Here is a 25,012-nt window from a genome sequence, read left to right on the forward strand (position 1 = left end):
ATAGAAGACTCATTAAAAGATAAAGATATGAACAGAAATATTGAAGAACAGTTCAGACATGAGGCCACTGCCCTTAAAGTCCCGAAGGAAATGATTGAAGAAGCTTTAGGCTTGATGGAAAAAGGCCTGCCTTTTATTAAAGTTACAGGACAGTTACCCGCCTTGAAAGGAACAAAGGATCTGACTATCCACATTAAACAAGGTGGCAAATACAACTATTACTTTTTTAACCGGTATGACCTATCTCTTAGTAAGGTCAAACCGCTTGAAGAAGGCAAAAACTATATGGTCATTTCCACTGGTGAGGGCGGTAAAAAACAATTTAAAAATTTTAAAAGCTCTATTGATGCCATTGAAAACTTCAAGAAACGCGAAGGTGATGCAGAACTTGCTATAGGGAAAAGTATTAAAGACTATATGCCCGTAGCCACTATGAAAGATGGAAAAGTAGACTATGTCACCAAGGATTTTCAAGAGGTATATTACAGTCCGCCTCTCACAAACACAGTATATGTGAACGGTGGTGTAGGCTATAATGTCATACAAGCTGGAAATATGCTGGAAGGTGGCTCGGCCTATCGTGATGATCTGGTGAGCCGCTTAGGTAACCGATATCAAGCATGGAACACCTACCAATTCAATGAAGCGCGTGATAAATACGGTAACCTAAAGATCAAGCAATATGGTGAAGGTTATCCCTTCAATCTTCAAAAGAACCTTGAAAACTATAGGATAAAGGAATTAGATAAGCCAGAAAAACTTAATGAGATTATGGCTGACATGAAAGACGGGAACCGTCCGGTTGTTACAGTTACTAATGGTAAAGATGAGGCAGTAACCTTACGAATACAGGCTATACCTCGTTATTGTAATCTCAATTTTTTTCAATTGAATGGGAAAGCTGAAAACAGAGAACAATTCCAGAATTCGGTTAGGCAGGGTAAGGATTTGTCTCCTGGCAAAGAGAAGGATAAGTCGAAAAATAATCAAATTGCAATTTAGACACTTCATCCTCCAATTAAAAATTATTTTTCATCTAACTACTTAAACCTTATTCTTGGATGTCAGCATTTCAGAAAATTAAAGAAATAAGGAATATCGATTGCTGATGTAAATATAATCTCATGAGAGATCATTGGTGGTCAATGGTTTCTTATGAGATTATAAAAAACTATTGAGTTATTTATTTGCGATAAATTCATTCTTAGGGAAACTTTGTAAAATATGCTAGTCCCATTATTCGATTTTACACTTAATTAAAACCAGAAATTTGAATAAAACTCCTATTCCTTTACTTCTGGAAAGACCGTCTTGGTTTGCACAATTGTTTTTAAACACAACTAACAAACGTATTGGACATATTTCTTTAAAAGTGCCATTTCCATCAAACCATGGAGTAATTCATTTCGAAAGTTAATGTTATTATTGACGACTAGAGAACTATCCAATTCAACTCCATATATTCTATCTTCAATTAATAAGGCAGTGGATTTGAATCCTCCATAAATTATAACGTTATGTTTTTCTACTAAATATAGTGAGTTGCACACTGGTTAACCTCTTTACAAAAATTTTGAATTTTAAATACAATTTCACTAAGTTCACGAAAAAAATGCAATCAATTTCAAAAAATTGACTAACTAATTAGCAAACCCAAACTAAACATAAATGAATCAGATTGATAATCTTAATAAAATTAAAAAATACCTATCTAGGTATCAGCAACTTGTTAAGATCAATACAAGCAATAATGAGTATGATATAAATATCCATTCTGAAAACACTTTAATTCCGATCTTAAACGTAGCATTTAATGCCAATTTTGTAAATGCAAATATTTCTAAGAAAAATGCTGAAGCAATAGATTTAATCGATGTCAAAAAAAGGATTGGAATACAGGTTACATCAACTGTTAAGATTGCAAAAGTAAAATCAACTTTAGAAAAGTTTGTAAAGTCGAATTTCAGGAATGAAATTGACACAGTATATATCTATATGCTGACAGACAAGCAGAAAAAATACTCCCAGCAAAGTATAGATAGATCCAAAGGAAACCTGAACTTTACAGTGAAAAAGAATATTATTGATGCTGCTGACATCTATGGTATGCTTAAATCTAATAATGACATTCCTAAGTCAAAATTCGTTGCGGATATCTTAGAGGAAAACTTTAGTGATTCAATTATACATAAGGGATTCACTTTCGATCAGTTTGATGGATTTAAGAAAAGTTATCGAGAAAAGTGTCTGACAAACTTCTCTAGACTCAATTTCTTTGGACTTTTCATCAATAACAAACCAAGAGAAGTAGAGCTTTATTCACTGTTTGTCCCTCCAGTATTCGAAGCCCATACATTTGATGATTTATTGAATATATCTAATACCATTAAGAAATTTGATTTTGTTAAAGAGATTAACCTAATCGATCTCCATCAAAAATCAGTAAAACTCGAAAGCATCCAATACATCAGTGCTTTTGAAAAGTTCACAAGTTTCAGTCATAAAAATTTCTTTGGCAATAATATTAAATTCGATGAATTATATGACGGTTCTGAAAACCTTGTTGTGCTCGGAGATCCAGGTGCAGGAAAATCCTCGATGATCAAATATTCTATATGTAAGATTTTGGAAGAAGATGAGACAATCTTTTCTTCACCTAATATATATAATCAACTACCCTTACGAATAGAATTACACAAATACAATAGTGCTAAAGCAACTCGCATTATTACTCTTTCTAGATACATGGAGAATCTTCTAGCAGAGGAATATCAAACCTATATTTCATCAGGTAACCTTGAATATCTATTCAAATTTTTCCCTATAATGGTATTCTTCGACGGGCTTGATGAGATATTCGATGTACATGAGCGTCTTCAAGTACGAAACGATATTGAAAACTTCCTCAAAAGCTATCCAAATATAAAAGGCATAGTAACTAGCCGATTTGAGTCCTATCAGGAAGTAAGCATGAATTCCAAGCAATTTAGAACCGTCGTTGTAAAAGACTTCGATGAAACACAAGTTATGGAGTATGTAAACAAGTGGTATAGCTTACAGGAAGAGAACGCCGATATACGAAAGGATGAGATCGCTCACTGCCTAGAACAGCTGAAAGGTGTTGATAGTGAACTTAAACATAATCCATTATTACTTTCTTTAATACTTATCCTATACAGAAGCGATAGAGAAATTCCCACAAGTAAACTTAAAATATACGAAGGCTGCACCTACACCATCGTAGACTCAAGAGATACAAAAGAAAAAAAACTTACTGCCCCCATCCAGCCAAGAAACAAGATATCTATCTTTTCCGCACTTGCCTTCTGGCAATTTAACCAAAAGGGAACGGATCAAAATTTAACTTTTAGCAAGGTTGAAAGCTTCGTTAAGCAATACCTGATTAAAAACGAAGAATATGATAGTGAGTTCCAGGCAAAACAAGCAGCCCAAGATTTTTTATCTTTTGCCAAGACTAGATCGATATACCTAGAGAATAAATTTACCCATAAAACCTTTTTAGAGTATTTTGCTTCCTACTTTATTTATAGCAATATCTTTAACAAGATCAATAAACAAGACGTATTTAAGGAACTACTAGATGAAAATATTGGCCTATCTTCATGGGCAGTTGTTTTAGAGCTTTTGATCTGTAAAATTGATGAACAGATGATTGATGCCGAAATAATTGACAATATAATTGAAAATCAAATAGACCAGAATGGAACCGATGCCTTGCTTTTTTTCCTTCAGATTATTAAATACTTACAAAATGTCAGTAAACAAAAGCAGAGGTTGCTTTTTGAAAAAGCGATAATAGGTTGTTTCAAATCGGTGAAGCTTAGAGAGAGTAAGATAAATTCAAAGGAGGCCCTTTTTAGTCAGTTATTATCTCTTTATATTCTTCCTCGTCACCAATCTCTAATTGATGATAGCTTCACAAAGCTCCTAGATTCTAAAAAAATAAATCAACAAGAACTAGCAATATTTGCATACGAGTTCTGCATATTATCCAACAGTACTTCACTAATCAAAATTTTCGAAAAATCTTCAATAGAAATTAACTCACCTTATCTTTTTATCCTTCAACACTATCCTTTTTTACAAGACGAGGATACCTATATTCGGTCTCTTATTAGTTTTAAGGAAAAATTTGGAGACGAAATGGTTGGGAGAATCTATACCTCAAAATTCAACCAAAATCTTTTCTTTGGATCAGATAAGTTTAATTGGTCTGTCACTTTTCTTTTCAGAAGCAAAGTCTCTATTATTGCAAACAAAGCAAAACTCCTAAAAGCGGGTATTAGCTATGATGTACTTAATACCAGTGCGGAGAAGAAATCAGCAGTAATTACGCTGAATCAAATAGAAATAGATCAAATTATCAGTGCCAATAAAGATCCACAGTTATTGACCTTCATAAACACACTCCTTAAAACATATGGAGTAAGCCGTAAAGCACAAACAATATCAATGGACCCTAATAGGATTGATTTTATGCTTGAATTGGTAGAATAATATTTTTTATACCACATCAACCCTTCTTCATATAAAATAAATGACGAAGGGTTGTTATTGTCATCCGAAGTAAAACGATAGATTTGAAAGTCATTTCAACTTTTATTCCATTTTAAGAAGCTTCATACATTAGTTTGTTTAGTGAAATTTTAGTTATCCTGAACAGTATATTTATCTAAAGCAGTCTTATATAAATTTTCACTTTCATCTTTAAATCTAGTTTTGTTGGACAGTAGTTCTATAAACTTTTCGTGCAAATTTTTATAAATTATTTGATGCGCCTTGTTCGACAAAATACTTTCATTGAATTCATCCATTTCATAGTCATCATTTAAAACCTGATTTAATAGGTAAAAAAGGTCATCTTTGGTAATTTGATCTATTTCAGTAAATTCAATAGTTTCATCCGACTTTTTCCTTAGAAAATATCCCTTGTTATTCTCAATTTTTAAGTATATCATATGTTGTTGTCATTCGATCGTTGTAAGCATCTTTTCCAGCCTCTAGGCAGCTTAGCAATATATCATAGTTATCTATTTCATCTCCATCGATACATTTAAGTTTTTTATCTGATGGATATCCACAAAATATTTGATATTTCACTTCTTTAGCAATGATGCTTTTTTTTGTGTAAATGATGTTGTCTGGTTTGATGGATGCACCTACAGTGCTATTATGGGTAACGATCACAACAGGTATTTCCTGTGAAATCTCTTTTAACAATTCATTCACATCGTTCTTTAAGAATAAGTTATCAAATGATGATTCTGGCTCGTCTATTAATAGTATGTCATATTGCATAGCATCACCTATTTCATAAAGTAAGTTGAATTCCGATCGCTCGCCACCAGACACTTGAAAGTTATGTTTGTTTAATGTTTTATATTCAATATCAACAAAATACTTATAAAATTCTGTTTCCTCGAGTTGAATTTCTTTTAATGAGTTAAGAAAACCATATGGATTGGAATATTTACTAAATGGGACAGCGAAAGCTAATAGTTTGCGACTTTTTGTCTTCATTTGTTGAGCTCCAGTAAATTTTTTAGTTCTAGCTACTATTTTAAAGCCACGAATTTGTTTTTTTTCAATTTCTCGATCTTTCTGGATTTCAATGGCTACATTATTGAATCGTTTGATCTTTTCATTTTCCAAGATTATATTGTAGAAATCAATTTCGTTGGGAGGTGTAGTTGAAGTTTTAAGTCTAAGATCTTCTTTTACTTTTGTAATCAAATCATTTAGCCAGCGTTTTTTTAGGTTTTGTTCATTAATTTCTATGTATTTATTAATAAGCTCAACTGCCAATTTCTTTAAGTTTTCTTCTTCCAAGTGCTTGCTAATTATATCATGATATTCATTGTTGTCAATTAGCAAAATGGTTGCCTCTATCAATTTCTCAAGGTTTTTAAGATCAGATTCAGGAAATAAGGTTTCACTAAAGAGATTTGCCTTGGAAAAGCTATCCAGTTTATCACTTTCGGCTGCAAATTTTATAAGACTAGTTAAGTACTTTTCTACTTCAAGTCTATTTCCTTTGATATCAATTGATTTGATGTCTGATATAACATCTTTAAATTCGCTTAAAAATTGTTCGTTTACTGTGCTATGCCTTGAAGAAAGTAATTTTTCAAACTTATCTTCATCATCCTGTTGAAGAGCAAATTGTTTAATATATTTAACGTTATCGAATGATTCACATATCCTATTCAATGTGTGTGTTTTTCCGGTAGATCGCTCACCGAGCATCACGTTTAATCCTGTTGATAGGAAAAGACCATCTTCCGTTACTTGAAAATAATTATTACCATCCAATTTAGATAAGCATACCTTTGTTTTGTCACAAAGACAAGCTTTAATGCCACGTAATGTTACTTCCTGAAGATCCACAAAAGTTTGTCTTGTCGGGAACGACTGCATATTACTTGAAATCCTTACATCACTAAAAATTACTGGTGTTAATCTATCTACGTCTTTTATACATGATATGAACTTCTTTGTACTAGTAACCTCTCCTGCATGGATATGTGGCTGCAACTTAGCCAATGTCGTGTCACTAATATTGGGATTTTTGTCATAATGCGGAATTAACAAATAGCGGCTTAAATCCGGGAAAATCGTAATTAGATTTTCAACCGTTATTGAGTCATGCTTATTTTTTATTAGCATTTGGACTTCTCTGCACTTTGCATCGAAATCAACTAATTCTGAATTCTCTGAGATCAACAATAAATGCCCGCCCTCTAAATTGATTTCAATACCTGCCAGGACTTTTATATTTAATTCTGAGGAAATTAGTTTGAATTGCTCTAAATCGAATAGGTTATGATTGGTTATAGCAATGCAATCAATTTCAAGCTTAGAAACATATTTTTTTAATTGCTCAAGGCAGAATTCAAATTCGTAATCACTAATTGATGAGACGGTATGAATATGTAGATCGATTTTTTTCACCTTTTAAGAGAGTTAATTGAAGGTCTGGTTATTTAATGAAGATAGCATTAAAGACTGTAAGCTACAAATGACTTTATTTTTGCTATTGAAATTAATCTTTTCTAAACCTAGTTAACAATGAAATGTAATTATTAATCCTCATGTGGTTTTAATGAGGGTTTTGGATTGATTATAAATGTTATTTCTTGAGGCTGTTTGTTCCGAAATTTCTGATCAACGGAGATTACCTAGTCAAGGCGGCTCCGTAAACTCCGCTGATTTTGAAAAAATAATCTCCACACCTGCGCTTCGCTTGGGTAGTATTTTTTTTCCAAAAGCCTTGCCTTTAATCTCCGCTAAATCAGGCGAGGGTGCTTAACAAAAAGCCAGGATAGGCTCCTGCTGAATAGTAGTAGGCAGGTTGAAAAATTTAAAACCTTAAAAAATGGAAACTAAAGTAAAAGCAAGTGGAGACACTAAAGTGGTGAACTCCGTAAAAGAAGAAAAAAATGCCCCTCAATTTGTAGCAGGTAATCCAGTAAACATAGTATCTAAAAAGGTTGAAACTGAAAAAGAAATTCGAGATCAAATCGTTAACAGCGGGTTCGTAAATGTGAACGAAGAAGCAAAAAAGCAGCAGACTGCAACTAATTTACAAGCACAATCACCATATGCAGAGCCAACAACGTTGGAAATAAAGGCCGGTTTTGCCGAAAGAATAGCAAAGCAAAGAGCTACACTGGAACGTCATATCAAACTCGGGGATGAATTGGCTCGTAAAATCAAACACAGGGATAATTTAAAAAATATAATTACCACACTCGAGGAATTTGAACTGGAATTAAAAGACAATGTTGATGAAACGGATGGAAATTATTATCAAGGCTGTTTATTGACTATCAAAGATGATAAAGGCAGAACTTTTACTACAAAGAATCCTACAATCATTAGAGGAGTTGCCGAGCAAGTTAATAACCTATGTGCTGATAAACTGGAAGAAGTAGAGCTAGATATTGTTAACCTTATTCCAGCCTAACAAATTGTGCCCCTGTTAAAACAGGGGCATTTACTCCCTTATTGAAGATCTAAATTATAAAAACTCATCTTTTATTCACCTGTGTATGGGTAGAGACAAACAGTCAGTTAGAAAGTCTTTCTGATATCATAGAGGAATTTGAATAGGAAACAGACTCTCATCTTCCATGATGCGGAGAATGTGAAAGTACAACAAACAAAAATTTTATTAACAGAATCATTTAACCCCTTAAAATAATTATCATGGCACATAATATTCATTTTAATCAAAAGACAGGCAAACACTCATTTTTCAGCACAAAGGAAAAAGCATGGCATGGCTTAGGTCAATTAGTGCAAGATTTTCCGACAAGTGCTGAAGCTCTAGAATTTGCAGGTTTAAATTATCATGTAGAAAAACGGTCATTATTTACAGTCGATGGTGGCTGTTTAAATGAATATAACGAAATGGAATATTCAAAGTTGGAAGTTCCAAATTATTATGCTACAATCCGTACAGATACAAATGAGGCCTTGGGTGTGGTTGGTAAGGATTATGAGATTGTACAGAATATACAGGCATTTGAATTTTTCGACAGTATCGTTGGCGGTAAAGAAGGTATAATATATGAAACCTCTGGTGCATTAGGCAAAGGTGAACGCATATTTATAACAGCTAAATTGCCTGATTATATTCGTGTAGGTCGTGACGACTGCATAGAAAAATATCTTTTCTTGACTACTTCGCACGATGGTTATGGTAGTATAACTGCTGCATTTACACCTATAAGAATTGTATGTAATAATACATTAAATGCTGCCATGCGTAACAAAACTAACTGCATTCGGCTTAAACATACAGCTAATGTCCAAGATAGGTTAAAAGTAGCGCATAAACTGCTGGGGCTAAGTAACCAATTAGCAAACGAATTGGAGGAGGTATTTAATCATTGGTCTAGAGTGAAAATTACAGATAACGAGGTGAAGAAGTTAATTCAGATTACTATGGCTCCTAACAAAGAAACTATCGAAACCTTACGCTATCGCAGTTTAGAAGATTTTTCTTCGGTTTATAAAAATACAGTAGAAAGTGTTTTTGAATATGCAATGTCTAGCCCTATGCAACAAGAAGAAACAACGAAGGGAACATTATACGGTGCCTATAATAGCATAACAGGATATTACCAAAATGTAAAAAGCTACAGAGACGAAGAAAGCAAATTCAAATCAATTATGTACGGTACAGGATTGCAGAGAAGCCAAAAAGCATTTGACTTGTGTAGTGATTTTGTAAAACTAGGAATAATATAGTTAACTAATAACTAGGGGAATTAATCCCCTAGTTATTTTTCATAATGAAGTCATTGTTAAACTCAGTACGAATGAAAGGCTAGAAAAAAATGTTACAACTTTAGATTTAAACCATCTATAAAAATATTTCTCTAATTTGAATGCAAATTTACTAGTTGTTAAAGGTTAAAAATGATCAAAGATTGTGGGCGGCCCTAACGGGCAATAATATCAGAAATACGCTAGTAATGATTTAAGAAAGATATTAGCATTATCGAAATTACCTTTTTGCTGGTCTATTACTTGAATGTCTTTGATCCCATGGAAAAGATTGTTACGATACCGGTATACAATAATGACCATACCTAAAATCACTTCTAAGTCCGCATTTGCATTTCCCTTTAAAACGGATTCGACGAATGCACTTCGGTCATTTGCCCTGAGATGAAGGTTATGGAATTTAAGATTCACCATTCCATTGGATATATATCTATTTCTAAAATATTCCAATTGCGGTTGAAATTCCGCCCTATTGATATTTTTGGTAGCAATGGCTTGTTCCACTCCCTGTATGCTGAAGTTGTTTTGACAAACAAAGCGTTCAAAAATATTCCATATTAATGAAAAATCCTTGATGCTTTCAAGATCATTAGCATTAAGATTTATTCCAAACCTGTGATTAATCCAGTTTATCATTGGCAATTTCGTAATTATCCTGTTTTGTTTTGAAACTGTTGGGAATTCACTCATCAAGTTTCTGAGATTTGAAACCAGTATTATACACTTTTTCAAACTTTTAGCAAATATAACATTTTAGGTGTAAGGTTTATTTTCTACCGAAAAGTTTACTATTTTCACTTTTTGTTATTTATAATTATTTTTAGAAATAAAAAGCTATCGTTATGGTCGGTAACAATGAAATCGAGGATTTTCCAGTTAAAACGTATATGAAAGAGTTTTTACCTGATGGACTTCCCGAAAAAATCTATAAGTTTGCATCGATAAGCGAAAATACACTTAAGGCTTTGCGAGAGGGTTATTTATGGTATTCCAGCCCCTCATCATTCAATGATCCCTACGATTGTTACAGGCACCTTTTAAAATTTGAACCGTCAAAGGATGATATTTTAGCTTTCGTTACTAAGACTACTCATTTAAAAGGGCGAGCTTTGGAGCTGGAAATAGAATATTTTCTAGCAAACCCTGGATTCCTTCCTGAAGCACAGTTTTCTAATCTGCCTGATACAATTAACGAACAAGGCATTTGTTGTTTTACTCTTAATTATAAAAATACTTTAATGTGGTCACACTATGCTAAAAACCACTCTGGAATTTGTATGGTTTTTGAACCCAGAAAAGATATTCAATCATTTTTTATCTGTAAAGTACGCTATGCCAAGGAATTTATACCTGTCAATTATTACGAACAGAATCATATTGGCTTGATGTTCCTAATAGTGACCAAATCGGATGATTGGGCTTATGAGTGCGAGTATAGGAGCATTAACCCGAATCACGGGGCTGTTGCTTTTCGAAAAAATGCTCTTGTCGAAATTATTTTCGGATGTAAAGTTAGGCAAGAGGATGTTTATTCTATCGTAGATACCCTTGAATCATCGGGGTACAAAGGAATCAAATATACTCAGGCATATATGGAATCCAATAGTTTTAAATTAGGATTCAAACAATTTCCGTTATTATAATATCACTTATTTTAAATCATGAGATCTTCCAATATTGATATGACAGACATCCACACTATGGATGAACTTTACCTGATTCTTGAAGAAAGTGCCTTATTGTTGACCCGTAATTGGGATATAACTGATATCCTGGTCAAGTATAGAAATCAAACTGCAGTTGATAAAGAAAAGCAATTTGCGCAGTGGGAGCTTGAATGTTTTCTTTTTACCATACGCGGAAACGATGTATTTTCATATTCCTACTCTACCGGAAAGGATATAGGGCAGATAAAGCAGTTTCCTGAACTGGATAATTTTCAGATTGAAGGGTTTGATTATTTAAAGAAAAGGGCAAAGGAAGCTAAAAATCCATTATTGATTGCTCGGTATAACCATCTGTTATGGAAATCGCCCAAAGGAGTTAAAAACAAAGAATACGCGATATCCGCGGTTGATGCTTATTTAGAAGTTATTCCAGCATTCTTTAATCTTTTTGATCAGGATGGAGATGGAGAAAGCAACCTGCAAGCTTCCAATAAATTAGAGAATCTTATAGAACTGGTTGGCGAGGTAAAAGTTCATATCGAAAAGACTAAAATGCTCATTGCCAAGATTCTCTTTGATATGAAAAGTGTTCCGTTTTATGTAAAGAACTCCCTTATGAAACATATGCTGGAAAGAAGCAGCATTTTTAAACCTATCGATTTTGAAAATACACTAAACATTTTTCAGCAGGCTTTAAACGAAAAAGATGATAAGGATAGCTTTTTATGGATACATTACTATATCGACACTGCAATTCAGGTCGCTCGTAAAACGGGAAGTGATATCAATAGATGGCACAACATCCTGGGCGATATGCATGTCGAGGTTGCAGAGCGAGAGGTAAAGCCAGATCGCATGTGGCTCAAACTTAAATCTTATGCCTCGGCGATAGACGCTTATCGGGCTGCAGGCAATACAGACCAAAAGAAAATCATTGAACAAAGGATATTCGAATTAAAACCCAAAGTACAGCTCAGCAAAGTTCGCCTCAAGAAAAGCGAAGAAGAGATCGCCGCCTTGCAGGTGGCTCATGAATATATCAAGAAGGAATGTGAGGAGCTGCTAAAGCAACCGCCCGAAGAGATATATGCCCATTTGATCGAGGGGTGGTTTTTCCCTTCAAAAAATACGATCGAAAAACAGACTGCAAAGGTTAAATCAAGTTTTGATTTTTTTACGGTAATCCAATTTGATAGGAATAAAAATGTAAGCAATGAGCAAAATGATGTAAGTAAAAATAAGCAATTTCATGAAGCATACCAGAGCTATCTGTACAACATTACGCTACAATATCTCCATATGACTTTCATTCCTGGAATAAAATCAGGACACCTAACATTTAAGAATTTTATTGCCTTTCTTGCCGAAAACACCTGGTTGGGCAAACCTTATATTAAGGCAGATCTTGGTGGTGATCGAATAGACATAAATTGGCTGAGCTTGATCAGTCCTGCTATTTGTGATTATTTTATGCAGGTTCAAAGCTGGGTATTGAGCCAGAATAATTCTTATCAGCCTAATTTTATTCTTTGCATCGACAGCTTGACATTGAAGATGGAGGGGTTATTCAGGAATTTTGCGGAACGCCTGAATGTTTCTACGACTGTTGGTGGAAAGAAGGGGACTCAAGAAGCTTATGTCAACCATATTCTGGACAACGATATTATTCGGGAATATTTTGATGCCGAGGATATCCAGTTTTTTAAATATATGTTTGCTAATGAGGGCGGTATGAATTTAAGGAATAATGTGGCACATTGTTTCTATAATTTCCTGGATTATAATTTGGACAAAATACACCTTTTATTGGCAGCTTTGATCAGGTTGGCCAAATATGATGTGACGGAGGAAAGATAGCTAAGTTATTAACTCAAGGGATCATGTCCAACTAGGTCTTTAAAGCTCATGCCTTGCTGATCGGCGATTTTCTGATATTCTTCCTGTTCATAGTAGGCAAGGTTATATATGAGGTCAAAATTTTTACTGTTATAATAAAGTGGATAAACGATATAGTCAATCTCTGTAAGTCTGCCTGCTACGGTTCTGATGATTTCCTCCGCTAGATCAATTAGTTTTTCGCAATCTCCGGTAGTAAGAGTAGTTTTAATTTTTCCAAATGGGTCGCTGTCTGCATGTGCGTAAAAGCCGTTACGAAGTCTTGTTATCTCATTGATAGCAGTTTGTAGATGATTCGTTTTTCCTTGTAAACTGTTTAGTATTTTTTCCTCAAATTGAAGTGACCTGTAATCTCCCGCTTTGCTTAGCTTTCTGAGTAGTTTTAGGAGGTTATAGTTTTGATTGCCCGAATCGCTAAAAAGTTTACTTAACTCAATAATTAACAGTCGCCATAATGACAAGCCTAGGAAAGTCAAATGTTTGTCCCTTGACAAATAGAATCGTTCCAATTGAGTGCTTGGCTTCTCGAAGGATGCCCAGAATTTTAGCACTTCCTTTGTGATAATTAATATCTTCCAACAGGTTTCAATATCCTCCTTAAGCATGTTTTTTTTGGATGCCATTTTTTATTTTTTTTAATGATAATGAATATAGGCAATAAATAATTATGGTGAATGATTTGTTACATTTGTATTCTACTCCCCCAAATATGAAGCGTTTTATTGGATATTTTGATCTACTTGGCTATAAGGAATTCATTTTAAACAATGATACTGCCGAGGTAAGACGAAGATTGCGACATGTTCTCCAAACTATCGAAAGTGCACTTGGCCGTGGAGAGCGTGAGGATGTCTCTGATAGTACTTATGCAGCAGATTTGAAAAACTCCAGAATCCAATGTTTGAACATTTCCGATACGATCATGTTCTGGACAATAGATGATTCCCAGGCCAGCTTAACAGAGTTTATGGATGTCTGTTACAAGTTTAACAAGGAGATGAATACATACCAGTTCCCGGTACGCGGAGCGTTAGTCTACGAAGAAATAGAGATCATAAAAGGAGCGCACAATACCTTGGCTGGTGGGATGTACAACGTCAATACTATGTATGGTAAAGGATTAATCAATGCACATCTGAAATGCGAAAACCAGATGTGGGCAGGTACTGTTATGGATAAGTCTCTTGAAGATTTTATAGTAAGCAATGGTGATAGTTCAGTTTTAGCTCCGATCGCTATTAAATATATGGTGCCATATAAGACTCCCCCTGCTGATCAAATTGAAGAGTATGCTTTAAGGCTTGTTTCAAGCTCTTTAAATGACGTGGCATTTAAAAATCTGTGCAGAGATTTGGACAATATATTTAAACGTGATAAAAAGGGAATGGGAGGAACGGCACCGTTAAAATTGGCGAATACACTGCTCTATGCAGAAAAATTTAAGGCCTAGGAAACAGCTTACTACTTTTTAATTGCCACAAATATTCTATAGCTTTATGGCTAATGGATACAGAATGAAAAAATTTATAGCATACTTTGACTATCTAGGATTTAAGGATTTTATTGAAAAAAATGATCTAAATTTTCAGATAGAAATCATGAACAATAACTTTAGGGATATTGAAGATGGCATAGCACAAGGTAAACATAGACTGGGTAAACACGGAGGATATGTAGCTGATCTTAGCAAGTCTACTTTAAATGCGATAAATTTTTCTGACACAATTGTAATCTGGACAAATGATGATAGCCTTGATTCTTTTATGGAACTACTTGAAGCGGCATATCGGTTCAACCATCGCTCTGTAACAATGACATTCCCGATTAGGGGTATGATTGTTCTAGATGAACTTGAGTCAGTAGCTTTTAACTATAAAAATAATGTTGGTGGTAGTTATAACATTAATTCGGTTTTCGGAAAAGGCCTTGTAAAGGCGCATCTTCAAGCAGAACAGCAACAATGGGCTGGAACCGTAATTGGTGAGGAAATCATTGATAAATTCAAAAATGATGAGATTGATATTGACCATGTTCTTAAGCCTTTTGCTCAGCGTTATAAAGTGCCTTATAAGCCACCATTTGACATACCTTATGAGGAATATGCCCTCAAACTAGTGACTGGTATTAACGACGAGTTTTTTAAGAATGTGTCAAAGGGAATAGTAGATAACTTTTCTCAGTATAATAAGGATGCCACACATGAAAGTGTTCAGGAAAAACTCTCCAATACAATTAAATATTTGAGTGACCACGGAAGGGTTTAATAAATACATAGCGCATTATCATGGAAATACAAATTAATATCTCTGTAAGAAATCCGGAATGGTACTGGAGTGACGATGATTATAAAAAGGAATGGATTGCAATCAACAGTGAGAAGGTAGCTAAATACAGTCCGGCTATTTCATTTTTGATCAATGCTGATGTACAACGATATAGCAAGGGAGAACTGGAAAAATATACTTTTAAGATTTCAAACAAGGATCAATCCGTAAATCCTTTCAAGGAGGTTTTAGTTGATCAACTTGATGTTACGGAATTTATCTATGCTGATGGAAGTACTCCGGTAATTGTGTCTAAATCTATATTGCATAATGTTATGGCTGCACAAAATCAAGGTAAAGGAAAATTTTACTGGTATTACTTCATAAAGGAAGATGCAGATTACGTCCAATTAGAGAGCAATATATGGTTGTCGAGAGCGCATTTTAACTGTCTAAGTAAATAAATATTGGTCGATCAGTATCATCAACGACCTAAACGGGACAAGCTCTTTAAATAAGACCTTGTCCCATTTTTTTTACTTGTAACTGTTTGTTTTTTCTGGTAGATAAGATGTCACGGTGGAAATGAGTGGAGTGCGATGATATTTTGAAATAGCTTACCTCATAATGCAGGTGCAGAAAAGTTGGCTTTTACCTTACAACTCAAATGAAATAGACCTCACCTGTATTTCCTATGATTTTAATAGCCAGAAATTGAAAAAATGGTACTGGAAAAGTCCGGTAACAAATCCATTATTTGGGAAATGCCGGTAGCAAAGAAAAAACTTATCACTTGTCATATCCCTAGGAAGCCATACTTGTCGCATGGCCTTTCTACACGCTCAAGTGCCAAGACATTTACTGGCGGAACATTGGCTCTAATTACGACACAGGATTCGACCCAGCCGTGATTGATGTACTCAAATATACCTTCTAACCAACAATTCTTTATGTCTGTTAAAGGAACATGAACTTTGACGATTGTTGGAATGCCAAAATCCGCCATACGTCGCCTAAAGTTGATATTGAAATCCTTATTCAGCGAATCAGCAAGTGGTAGCATAGATTCGGGGCCAAATAGTAAGTATTGATAGGCTTCACCTTGCAAAGGGTCTTTATCTAGTGTAAAGTTGATTTCCCCAACAGTTATGTGATCTTTGGTGCTATAAAATTCACTAATACTGTTGAGGATCTTCTCTTTCAGCATCTCATCATCTGTTTCTTTAATAAACCGCATACCTGCCTTAGATGTGAGCATTTCAATCGACGCTATTTTCAAACCATGCGACTTGATTACTAAAGCTTCATTTTCATCGATGTTTGTTCCATGATAGGCCAATAAAAAATCATAAGACTTCCTGAAAGCTGCTATAAATTTTTTTGAACTTTTAAAGCGAGCTACATAATCAGCACAAGCCTCATCTTCAATATCGAAAATGTTTGTTGTCTTACTTATTAAATAACTGGTATCAAGATGTTTTTTTTCTATCATCGCTTCAGGGACGTTTTCTTTGGTAATTTACTCAGGAACAATAACTGTTGAAATTGCCAAATCGACAGTTATTGTTTCTCCAGATCAGCACCAAAGGCACGCTTATTGGAAACATGATCAGCTTTGTCATAAATAAAGATAAAAAGATGACGGTAGTCCAGGTAAGCTTTTATATCTACCAATATCAATAAGAAGTTTTTTCCCATTCTTAGTCATTGTTGTATTCGTCATATCCCTGAAACTCTCTAAATTTAGCTGAAATTGCATCTTGATCGTCCGGATCTATCATATCAAAATACTCTTCAGGACTAATTGTTATTCTTCTGGTATAGTGACTAGCAAGATTTGCTGAATTTAATGCACTATATCCATTCAGCTTCAAGTCACAGGCAATACAATGAAATTTAGTAGGTAGTATGGATTGCTTTGTTGTTATTTCACCATCGCCAATATGCACATTTTCTTTTCCAAATGGCTCCCCATAAACTGTAGCTAAACTTCCACATGAAGGGCATTCAACTCTATGATGACCACGATAGGCAAGCTTTTCACTATTTTTCTCTGCTTCTTCTTTCAAAGATCTTTGTTCTTCTGGTGTTTTTTCTTCGAAAACCTTTTTATAAGCGGCGATTAGACCTTTGGTTTTGCTAACTACTTCTTGCTGTAGTTCAGTTAAGATAACTGTGGCTTCCTCCTCAACTTCTTCACCGAAAAGTGATGTTAAACTTTCACCTTGAAATTCGCTCAATATTTTGCAACATTTATAAAAGCCACCTATCCATTGAGAAGTAGGATACGCCTCGAATGCAGCTGTTCCAGAATGCAGTTCCTCGTTTCTCTGATTAATAATTGATGATGCTATCTTAGATTGATCATCTGTAAAATCTGGTATTAATGTTTTGCATAATCCTAAAACGTGGATTGTAATTAACGACTTCTTTTTGCTAGTTGCAGATCCGTAATTAAGTGCATGAAGCAAATTTTGATGTGTAGGATCTGGGTCTGCAAGTAACATGGGGCTTATTTTTGCGACAGCAGATCTTATCAATAATTCAAGACCCATTGCGCACCATAATCCAAAAAATGGACTAGTTTTGTCTTCTTCAAACGCTTTCTCGAAAAACAGTTTGGATTTTAAAAATAGTGGTTCTCTTTCCCAGCTCATATTTCATTAATATATATACGTTTTAACATTCTTTTTCTATCACAACCAATTATTTCTCTTGCATGAAGGGTATTCCAATTGTCAAAAATTAAGATTTTTTGGCGTTCCCAAGTTATCCGATTTACTGAAATTGCTTCGAGCTTAAACTTAATAATTTCTGTTGCAGCCATAGCGTCTTTGTTCATGGCCTTCATACAGTTTGGGTCAAACCTAAAAAAAGGTTTGTTATTGACTTTATTTAAAAGCTTTGTGTAGAAATTAGCCGTTGGTGTCTTCAATAAAAAGATCGCATTGCTCATTACATTTTTCTCTTTATCAGTCAGCGATGCCAACAATTGATTTATATGGATAATTGTCGTCGCTACATTGCTTGATGTTGCGTTGCTTAGTAAAACAAATCTTGCGGGTAAATTCCAAAAAGCAGTATCAGTATGAAAAGGAAATGCCTCAAGCTGATAGTTATAACTGAAAGTGTTTTTTGTCGATTGACTTTTGGTTTTTGGTATTATTTGATCGATTAAATTTCCATTTGGATGCGCGTAAATTCTACCTATCTGGCTAGCTAAATCAAGTAATTGCTTATCTGTGCTAGAGTCTGAGGAAATTTCACACCATCCGTTAAACTTTAGTTCTTCAAGCATTTGGAGCATATAACTTAAATATAGCCGTTTTATACTAATGAAACAAAATTAAAATTCCTGAAAACATTATGTTTTCAGGAATACATTCACCCCCGCTAACTGGTTTTACTGAAGCCAAATAATACTTAGTCCCTTCAAGTTTCTTTTTATAGGAAGATAAATATAGCTCTTGAAATAGATTTTCCATGCTAGAATTTATGATTACTTAGATGTCGCCATTGAGTACCTTTTGTCCACTGATCTCCATAATTTGTAAATAAGGGTGGACTGAACAAGATATCGTTAATTAAATCAAGGTATTTATTCGCAATACTTAATCCTCCCGTATGTTCGGGTTCCACGGCGATAGTGAAACCACACAACCGTTCAAAAATCCACGTCATAAGTTCGCTTTCCGGGGATAAGATTTCTTTTATTTCTTCAGTGCTTAAAAATGTAAACTCATCACTGCTGTCGTTATATGGATTATCAATCGTAAAAAAGTCAAGATCGATATCGAAATAAATAGCCGTTTCATCAGAGCTTTTTAAGTCTTGAAGCAAGTTCGCATAGGTTTTGTATTTTCTGACAGTATGCACATTTCCCGCGACATCTGTTAAGTATTCATCTTCCCAATCAGATGAAAAAGTACCTTGTCTACATAAAACATATATATTGCCAACTGCATTCAAGTAGGCCGCAGACATAATTTGTCCGTCATTATTGGGGTTCAGTCCAAGCCAAGAATATGTGGCGATTTCTTTATTGTTACTTTGATCAAGTGCAGCTAGAGCTGTTTTATCTTCCGGATAACATAGATCCTGATGCCAATCTAATGATATCAGAGCCGGTGGAGAAAGTGTGTGTTTTTCTTCCCTTAATTTGCGCGTCCATTTTAGCCAAAAGAAGAATGCATACCGATGTTCGTAGAACATCGCCAGTTCAATGCTCTCAGAATTTTGGTACAAAGGGTGTGCTAATATCTCAACGAGAGTGCCTGCTGGAGTTAAATAATCTTCGTCTAGATATCTGTTGTACATAAAAGTTTGCTTGCTGGTAAAGTTCAGTAAATAAATATCAACATTACCCACCAAAACTATATTAAGACAATTGTATGGATAAAAAGAAATCATTCATCACTACTAGAGACGTTATCTCATTTCTAGTAGTGATGTAATTTAAAGAGATAAAATATCATTTTCGTGGACGAGAATTTTCTAATTTTAGCCGTTTTCCAAGCTCATCAAACTCATCCATTTTCTTTTAAATCAGCCAACCATTTCAAATCAGCAATAAACTGGGAATTGCCCTATGTGCAGTCAATGAGCTTGAATTCCAATCCGGGTATGTCGGCATATTCGCTGACTAGCTTTGTATAGCTTGCCATGTGCTTGCCATTGGGATCATCCGCGGTTTTAAAGATGAGGTAAAATCCGTATTTGCTGTTGGTGGCTTTCATGTATTGAATAAGTTTTGGCTTGTAAGCGGTTCTTTTCGCGTCGTCAGTAATTTCGTCATTGCTGAGCAATTTCAATTCGGCCATTATTGGCCCGATGAACCCATATTTAATTAAGATGTCCAGCCTTTTGTCATCGTAGAGCTGCACTTCTCGGTAAATATCGGTTTGACGGATGCCTCTGCTCAATAGATGTTTTTCCAGAAAAAGCTTGAATGTTTTTTGTAAAATGTCTTCATTGAATAATTTACTTTTGCCGATTTTCTTTCCTGAAAGCTGTTGTGCATTTCGCCCATAGCCTTCGTAGGTCACAAAGTCTTTAAGGCCATCAAAACTTTGAGAGACGATGAGCTGGAGATCGGCATCATTGTAAACTGGCAAATACGACTTCGCTTTAATTTGATTATATTGTTTGATGGCTTCACTGATATTCTTGAATTGCTGATAGTTACCAACGTACTCATATTCTAGCTCTAGGAGATATAGTTGAAATGTACTCCCAACTAACTGATTTACTGGCTCTTCAATGATTCTTCTCAATAGGCTGAGGCCTGGCAGGGATATGTAACGTTTAAAATAACTGGAGATGATTAGATAAAGATAGTCGCTGTTCTTATCAGTAATACCTGTTTTACGGTTAGATAAAGCGAAGCGGAACAGGTCTTCAATTTCTGCATCGAATTTTGGTAGGTCGAAATCGCAGAAACAACTGCCAAGCGTCCGCTGTTCCAGATAACGCCCCATAAAGAATTCATGTTCCCCCTGGCTGGCCTGGCCATTCAGATCAATTTGCATTTGCTTCATTTGACTTATCCTCCAATCGATGGCATTTCTGTCTTCAAATTGGATGATCAGTGCTTCATTTGCTGCCTCGGCAAGTGTCGGAAATATATTTAGGTTTTGGTTGAAGATATCCTGGAGAAACGACTGATCTTCAGGTTCAGCCATTTTACCGAAAGTGTACAAGGCTTCTTGCTTGTCTGAAACATCGCAGCTCGGGGAATGGATTATGAGTTTTAGCACTGGTTTGAAGGATTTAAGTTTAAACTGGCCGATCAGATTCGCAAAGCTCCGCGCGGAAGAAAACAGATAATCGTCTTTGCGGGAAATACAAAAATCTAATAAATCATTGATTTCTTTCTCGGTGATTGTACCTAAAAAATCCATAATCTCTTCAACAATACTGTGCTCGTTAACCAAGTATTGATTCATCAGAGGTACATACTTTAAAATTTTATGGCGATTTTTTTCTAGGATCGAAGTTAGACCTAGATGCTGAGCCAAACGGAAATATAACGCAAAGTTAAACCAAATGTCACTGTTGATATCAAACGCTTTGCCGCCTGCGCTGACAGTCAGCTTGATGATGTATTGGTCAGGGTCAATCAGGTTGATGTGATCAGTAACGATCTTTTTGAGATATTCTTTTTGATCAAGTGTGATGATTTCATCAAGGGTTTCCCGGTTGCTATAATAAAATTTCAGTAACTCTTTATCAAATATAGGTTGTCCAGGGCAGGTTAAAGAGGTGAATTGTTGTTTAATTTGTAGTTTTTGGTGCTCCAGTTGCTTTCTGCGCGCTTCTTTGCTTTTTTCATCTTGGTTGAAATGATCTGGATGTGCGGCTTTCAGGTCCTCGGTAAGGTTGATACGGTCAGGATTGGCACTATGGGTCAGGTAATGTACGATGTTCCGAACCCCGTAAAAATAAAAACTTCCGGTTTGAAATTCATCAAGGATTCGCTTAAATTGATCTTTAGTCAGCCTTTTGCTGATTTCTTCTGCAAAATTGTGCTGAACTTCATCGAAGTCAGGTACCCTCATGAATTTACTTAAAAACTGCTCATCTTTTTCCAACAGATATCCTAAAGTTCTTTCCAGGAAATATTTACTTGCACCACTTCTGCTATAAAGACGAGGAGCAGCGCAGCATTTGAAGAACAGGTCTTCTATTTTCTTGTCCAACTGAACATCATTGATCTCTTTGATTCGATCAAACAATGTATAGAATAAAGTGTGGCTGTTGTCATCAGCAAATAAGCTTACAATCATAGCTTCATCGGTGGCTATGGCATCTAATACTTTGTGCAAGACAACTGGATCTGTAATGTGCTCTAACAATATATCCTTTCCCGCAGTTAACGGATAATTTTGAAGGAGATCGATAAGTATGTCTCCTCCTTGATTGGCACAGGTATTGGCAAGTGATTTTGCATATATCTCTACGAATTCAGAAGGTCTGGATTGAATTTCTTGATACATCTCAACTAATTCTTTTTCCGCGCATAAGGCATTTAAGACCCAAAATAAAGTCTCTGCGTAACCACTAAACCCCTTGTCTTTTAGTAATTTAATCAGATAGCTTTTCCAGATTTCTGTTAACTGGAAATCGAGGTTAGCTACTTTACTTACGCTTCCGACCAGTAAGGCTCGATTAATAAATTGAATGAGCTCTTTTTGATTTTTGCTTTGCAGTTCCTTTAGAATAATGAGTTCGTTATTCGCCGGTTGGTACAGTTGGGCTATGGTATCATATTTTTGATAGATATACGTACCACTTGACTGATAGTAGTTAAACAAGACTTGAAAGAGCTGAGTTTGCAATCCAGTTTCCGCCTGCGCTACTTCAGAGCTGGTTAGGAGATCTATCAATCGTATATCCAGTGGGCGGGCTGAATATAAATTCAGGTAGTTTTTCAATGCCGAGATGACCGGAGAAGTATTTAACTCTATTGCGTATTGTAAAACATCATACCAGCTGAGATAAATAAGGTTTAGGTCAGGTTGCAGGATAAGATCATAAAGTGCCTGTTCGCTGTTGGCTAGTCTTGCCATTTCTTTGGCAGCCAGATATTCCTGGAACTCGGTGTTTTCAAATTCAATGAAACCAAAGTCGACTGTTTTTAAAGTCCGCTCTATAAATGTGTCCAGACTGCTATGATTAAGGAAGATGAGGTTAATGTTTGATTTAGTTTCATCGAGAAACGTTACTAGTTCTTCATGACTGATCCTATTTCGCTGATAGACTTCCATGATGAAGGCTAGTTTTTCCAGTACTCGTTTGGTAATAAATTTTTCGTTGTATTGAACTTTTTTTTCTGAAAGCCGGTTTATGACCTGTTCAATCAAAGAAGCAACTTGTGTCTCCGAGTTTGGATTACTGTTCTCACTAAGCATAGATACTGGCCGCTGCGTTTTTATGTCATTGTGTAGTTTGTAATAGATAACCTCTTCGAAGATTTCTGTACGCTTCATTTTTTCTATTTCTGAAGCTGTTTTTTTTGATTGCATTATGAAAAGGACAAAGGCACTCAGGTATCGGGGGATCGTTAGTACTGATTTTTGTGAGTTGACAGCTTTAGAGTTTTGTAGTATTTTACTGATCAGATCGTGATCACTGATGAACTCATCAAGGTAGGCACGGATTTGATGATCTTCAAATGGCCGTACGAGTATGTAGAAAGCATCTTTTAGTTTGCTGACGAACTCAAAGTAACGCTCTAAATAATGGATACGACATGATACAAAACAGTGGCAGTGGCTATGTTGTTCTGAAAAATCTGCAATAGACTGTAAAATAAGACCGAAATCCCTGGGAGCTACCTCATCCAGACCATCAAAATAAATATGAGTCGCATGATCCAGATTAGCTATAGCTGATAACGTAGAGTTAGCAAGTATTTTACAGTCAATGATAATTGCGTCTTGGCCCTTATGTTCTTTAAGCTTTTGCATCATCTGACTTTTTCCGCATCCGGGTTCGCCTACGATAAGACCCAACTTCAATTGGTTAAGTTCCTCAAAATCCAAGTTTTGGTTAACTTGATGCGAATATAGATGCATCTTTGGATCAGGGTTGAGGAGGCCTCTAAGGCTATCAAATTTTTGAATGTAGGGCTTGAGATAAAAATCGTTAATCAGTTGTTGAGTGTCCATAGTTGAAGGTTTTGGCTGACCGTGAAGTTAGCCGAAATCATTAACTTTCAGTAAAAACCATACAGTTTTATGAATGGGACTATGAACGTTGTAAAATTAGGGAGTCATCAACGCCATTACCGGCTATTACCAAAATTTCAAAAGCTATAAGGACGAGGAAAGTGGAATTCTAAGTTCGTCGTGAATCAACTTAGATATTTATCACTACTGGTAATAAAAGCGAACTAAACATCACTACTAGAGATATTAATACACCTCTAGTAGTGATGAAATTTAGCGGGATACAATATCATTTTCGTGGACGAGAATTCGCTAGTTTTAGCCCTTTTCCAAGCTCGTCAAACTCATCCATTTTTCTTTTCAAATCGGCCAACCGCTTCAAATCAGCAATAAACCGAGAATTAATCAGTACCATAAGGGACCCCAGTTTTGAAAAGCAGTCTGAAAAGGCTGCTTTTTTTTTATACAAATCTTTTGATCTGGAAATGCAACCCTGATCATCATTTTGGTAATGCTACTCTTGCTGCTATAAAATTAAGGCGACGGTACCTTCCACTCAACCGATTCTCTAATCCTTCCCTATCTTCCTCAAAAGAAACAATTGATTGATCAAAACGCCAGGTCCCCAAATAGTTCAAGGTCCCCCCGCTTACAAAAAAAGTAAAGTGCTGTAACTGCTTCTTAAAGAAATCACCAGCCTTGCTACTTTTATAAATCTCGAAAGCATTACAGCCCTTATATATTGGCTCAGTATAAACCACACTCCCCAACAGCTTACTTTGTGTCCAGCAATAATTCAGGATCTTATAATTCCCAACGGGGACATGATAAAGGAAAGCCCGTGATTTCTTAATTTTAAAGGCATCCTTCACCCTAAAAGAGAACTTCTTTCTCGTTTCCAGACATTCTATTTGGATATCCTGAGGAAAGCCCAATCCGCTGAAACCAATCCTTTGTAAAAACTTCCCGTAGATAATCCCCTGACCCTCCCTTAGCGTATCCTCAGGCAACACCTCTTCCAGGCGTTGAATAGATTGCGATTTGGCAAAATGGATGACCATCATGCAAATGCATAAAAAAAGTATTTTCATTGTCCCCTATATAAACTGGACTAATCTATAGGCTTCCATTAAAAAAAACAATAAAAACTGCCCCAATAACACTTTTAACCCAAAAATGATCGAAATGAATACAATATCCT

20 protein-coding genes are annotated in these 25,012 nt (G+C 35.4%); 9 read left to right on the top strand and 11 right to left on the bottom strand.

The genetic code is table 11. From position 1 onward, the window contains the following. Positions 1-27: 27 nt before the first annotated feature. Positions 28-1,002: a hypothetical protein gene (locus tag R2S10_RS08650; RefSeq protein ID WP_316840052.1), complete on the top strand. Its 975-nt coding sequence runs from the start codon at positions 28-30 to the stop codon at positions 1,000-1,002. A 666-nt stretch (positions 1,003-1,668) separates the two neighbouring features. After that, entirely contained in the window at positions 1,669-4,518 is a 2,850-nt protein-coding gene (locus tag R2S10_RS08655) for an SMEK domain-containing protein (RefSeq protein ID WP_316840053.1), read from the top strand. A gap of 149 nt (positions 4,519-4,667) precedes the next feature. On the opposite strand, the gene R2S10_RS08660 is transcribed toward R2S10_RS08655, so the two are convergent. Both R2S10_RS08660 and R2S10_RS08665 read right to left on the bottom strand, forming a co-directional pair. Then, positions 4,668-4,979 (bottom strand): hypothetical protein, encoded by a 312-nt coding sequence (locus tag R2S10_RS08660; RefSeq protein WP_316840054.1) that lies wholly within the window; start codon positions 4,977-4,979, stop codon positions 4,668-4,670. Continuing rightward, the gene (locus R2S10_RS08665) at positions 4,960-6,972 is read right to left on the bottom strand and encodes a PHP domain-containing protein (protein ID WP_316840055.1); all 2,013 of its coding nucleotides are present in this window, start codon (positions 6,970-6,972) and stop codon (positions 4,960-4,962) included. The genes R2S10_RS08660 and R2S10_RS08665 overlap by 20 nt, the downstream gene beginning before the upstream one ends. Before the next feature lie 424 nt (positions 6,973-7,396). Here R2S10_RS08665 and R2S10_RS08670 point away from each other — a divergent pair, with 424 nt between their 5' ends. Both R2S10_RS08670 and R2S10_RS08675 read left to right on the top strand, forming a co-directional pair. Beyond that, the gene (locus R2S10_RS08670; RefSeq protein ID WP_316840056.1) at positions 7,397-7,987 is read left to right on the top strand and encodes a hypothetical protein; all 591 of its coding nucleotides are present in this window, start codon (positions 7,397-7,399) and stop codon (positions 7,985-7,987) included. A 242-nt stretch (positions 7,988-8,229) separates the two neighbouring features. Then, positions 8,230-9,276 carry a DUF932 domain-containing protein gene (locus tag R2S10_RS08675; protein WP_316840057.1) on the top strand — a complete coding sequence of 349 codons (1,047 nt, stop codon included), beginning with the start codon at positions 8,230-8,232 and terminating at the stop codon, positions 9,274-9,276. A 210-nt stretch (positions 9,277-9,486) separates the two neighbouring features. On the opposite strand, the gene R2S10_RS08680 is transcribed toward R2S10_RS08675, so the two are convergent. Then, positions 9,487-9,951, bottom strand: a complete 465-nt coding sequence (locus tag R2S10_RS08680) for a hypothetical protein (protein WP_316840058.1) — start codon at positions 9,949-9,951, stop codon at positions 9,487-9,489. Positions 9,952-10,157: 206 nt separating this feature from the next. On the opposite strand from R2S10_RS08680, the gene R2S10_RS08685 reads away from it, so the two are divergent. Together R2S10_RS08685 and R2S10_RS08690 are read left to right on the top strand one after the other, a co-directional pair. Continuing rightward, positions 10,158-10,958, top strand: coding sequence for a DUF2971 domain-containing protein (locus R2S10_RS08685; RefSeq protein WP_316840059.1), 801 nt, complete (start codon positions 10,158-10,160; stop codon positions 10,956-10,958). Positions 10,959-10,976: 18 nt separating this feature from the next. Next, positions 10,977-12,839: a DUF4209 domain-containing protein gene (locus R2S10_RS08690; protein WP_316840060.1), complete on the top strand. Its 1,863-nt coding sequence runs from the start codon at positions 10,977-10,979 to the stop codon at positions 12,837-12,839. An 8-nt stretch (positions 12,840-12,847) separates the two neighbouring features. On the opposite strand, the gene R2S10_RS08695 is transcribed toward R2S10_RS08690, so the two are convergent. Further along, positions 12,848-13,501, bottom strand: a complete 654-nt coding sequence (locus R2S10_RS08695) for a hypothetical protein (RefSeq protein ID WP_316840061.1) — start codon at positions 13,499-13,501, stop codon at positions 12,848-12,850. Positions 13,502-13,587: 86 nt separating this feature from the next. On the opposite strand from R2S10_RS08695, the gene R2S10_RS08700 reads away from it, so the two are divergent. The 3 genes from R2S10_RS08700 (at position 13,588) to R2S10_RS08710 (ending at position 15,606) form a co-directional block, all read left to right on the top strand. After that, entirely contained in the window at positions 13,588-14,328 is a 741-nt protein-coding gene (locus R2S10_RS08700; RefSeq protein WP_316840062.1) for a hypothetical protein, read from the top strand. Positions 14,329-14,392: 64 nt separating this feature from the next. After that, positions 14,393-15,142 carry a hypothetical protein gene (locus R2S10_RS08705; protein WP_316840063.1) on the top strand — a complete coding sequence of 250 codons (750 nt, stop codon included), beginning with the start codon at positions 14,393-14,395 and terminating at the stop codon, positions 15,140-15,142. Between the two features lie 20 nt (positions 15,143-15,162). Next, entirely contained in the window at positions 15,163-15,606 is a 444-nt protein-coding gene (locus R2S10_RS08710) for a hypothetical protein (RefSeq protein WP_316840064.1), read from the top strand. 332 nt (positions 15,607-15,938) lie between these two features. Here R2S10_RS08710 and R2S10_RS08715 read toward each other — a convergent pair whose 3' ends face one another. From R2S10_RS08715 to R2S10_RS08745, 7 genes are all read right to left on the bottom strand, one after another. After that, positions 15,939-16,634 carry a hypothetical protein gene (locus tag R2S10_RS08715; RefSeq protein ID WP_316840065.1) on the bottom strand — a complete coding sequence of 232 codons (696 nt, stop codon included), beginning with the start codon at positions 16,632-16,634 and terminating at the stop codon, positions 15,939-15,941. Positions 16,635-16,702: 68 nt separating this feature from the next. Continuing rightward, a complete protein-coding gene (locus R2S10_RS08720; protein ID WP_316840066.1) occupies positions 16,703-16,840 on the bottom strand; it encodes a hypothetical protein in 138 nt (45 codons plus the stop codon). A gap of 2 nt (positions 16,841-16,842) precedes the next feature. After that, complete coding sequence (locus R2S10_RS08725) at positions 16,843-17,799, bottom strand: hypothetical protein (protein ID WP_316840067.1); 957 nt, start codon at positions 17,797-17,799, stop codon at positions 16,843-16,845. After that, complete coding sequence (locus tag R2S10_RS08730) at positions 17,796-18,440, bottom strand: TauD/TfdA family dioxygenase (protein ID WP_316840068.1); 645 nt, start codon at positions 18,438-18,440, stop codon at positions 17,796-17,798. Before R2S10_RS08730 ends, R2S10_RS08725 begins: the two co-directional genes overlap by 4 nt. Before the next feature lie 188 nt (positions 18,441-18,628). Further along, positions 18,629-19,510 (bottom strand): hypothetical protein, encoded by an 882-nt coding sequence (locus R2S10_RS08735; RefSeq protein ID WP_316840069.1) that lies wholly within the window; start codon positions 19,508-19,510, stop codon positions 18,629-18,631. Positions 19,511-19,728: 218 nt separating this feature from the next. After that, complete coding sequence (locus R2S10_RS08740; protein WP_316840070.1) at positions 19,729-23,811, bottom strand: hypothetical protein; 4,083 nt, start codon at positions 23,809-23,811, stop codon at positions 19,729-19,731. 500 nt (positions 23,812-24,311) lie between these two features. Further along, on the bottom strand, positions 24,312-24,902 hold the full coding sequence (locus R2S10_RS08745; protein ID WP_316840071.1) for a hypothetical protein: 591 nt from the start codon (positions 24,900-24,902) through the stop codon (positions 24,312-24,314). Positions 24,903-25,012 lie beyond the last annotated feature (110 nt).

This window comes from Pedobacter gandavensis, from assembly GCF_032678745.1.
Classification (GTDB): Bacteria; Bacteroidota; Bacteroidia; order Sphingobacteriales; family Sphingobacteriaceae; genus Pedobacter; species Pedobacter gandavensis_C.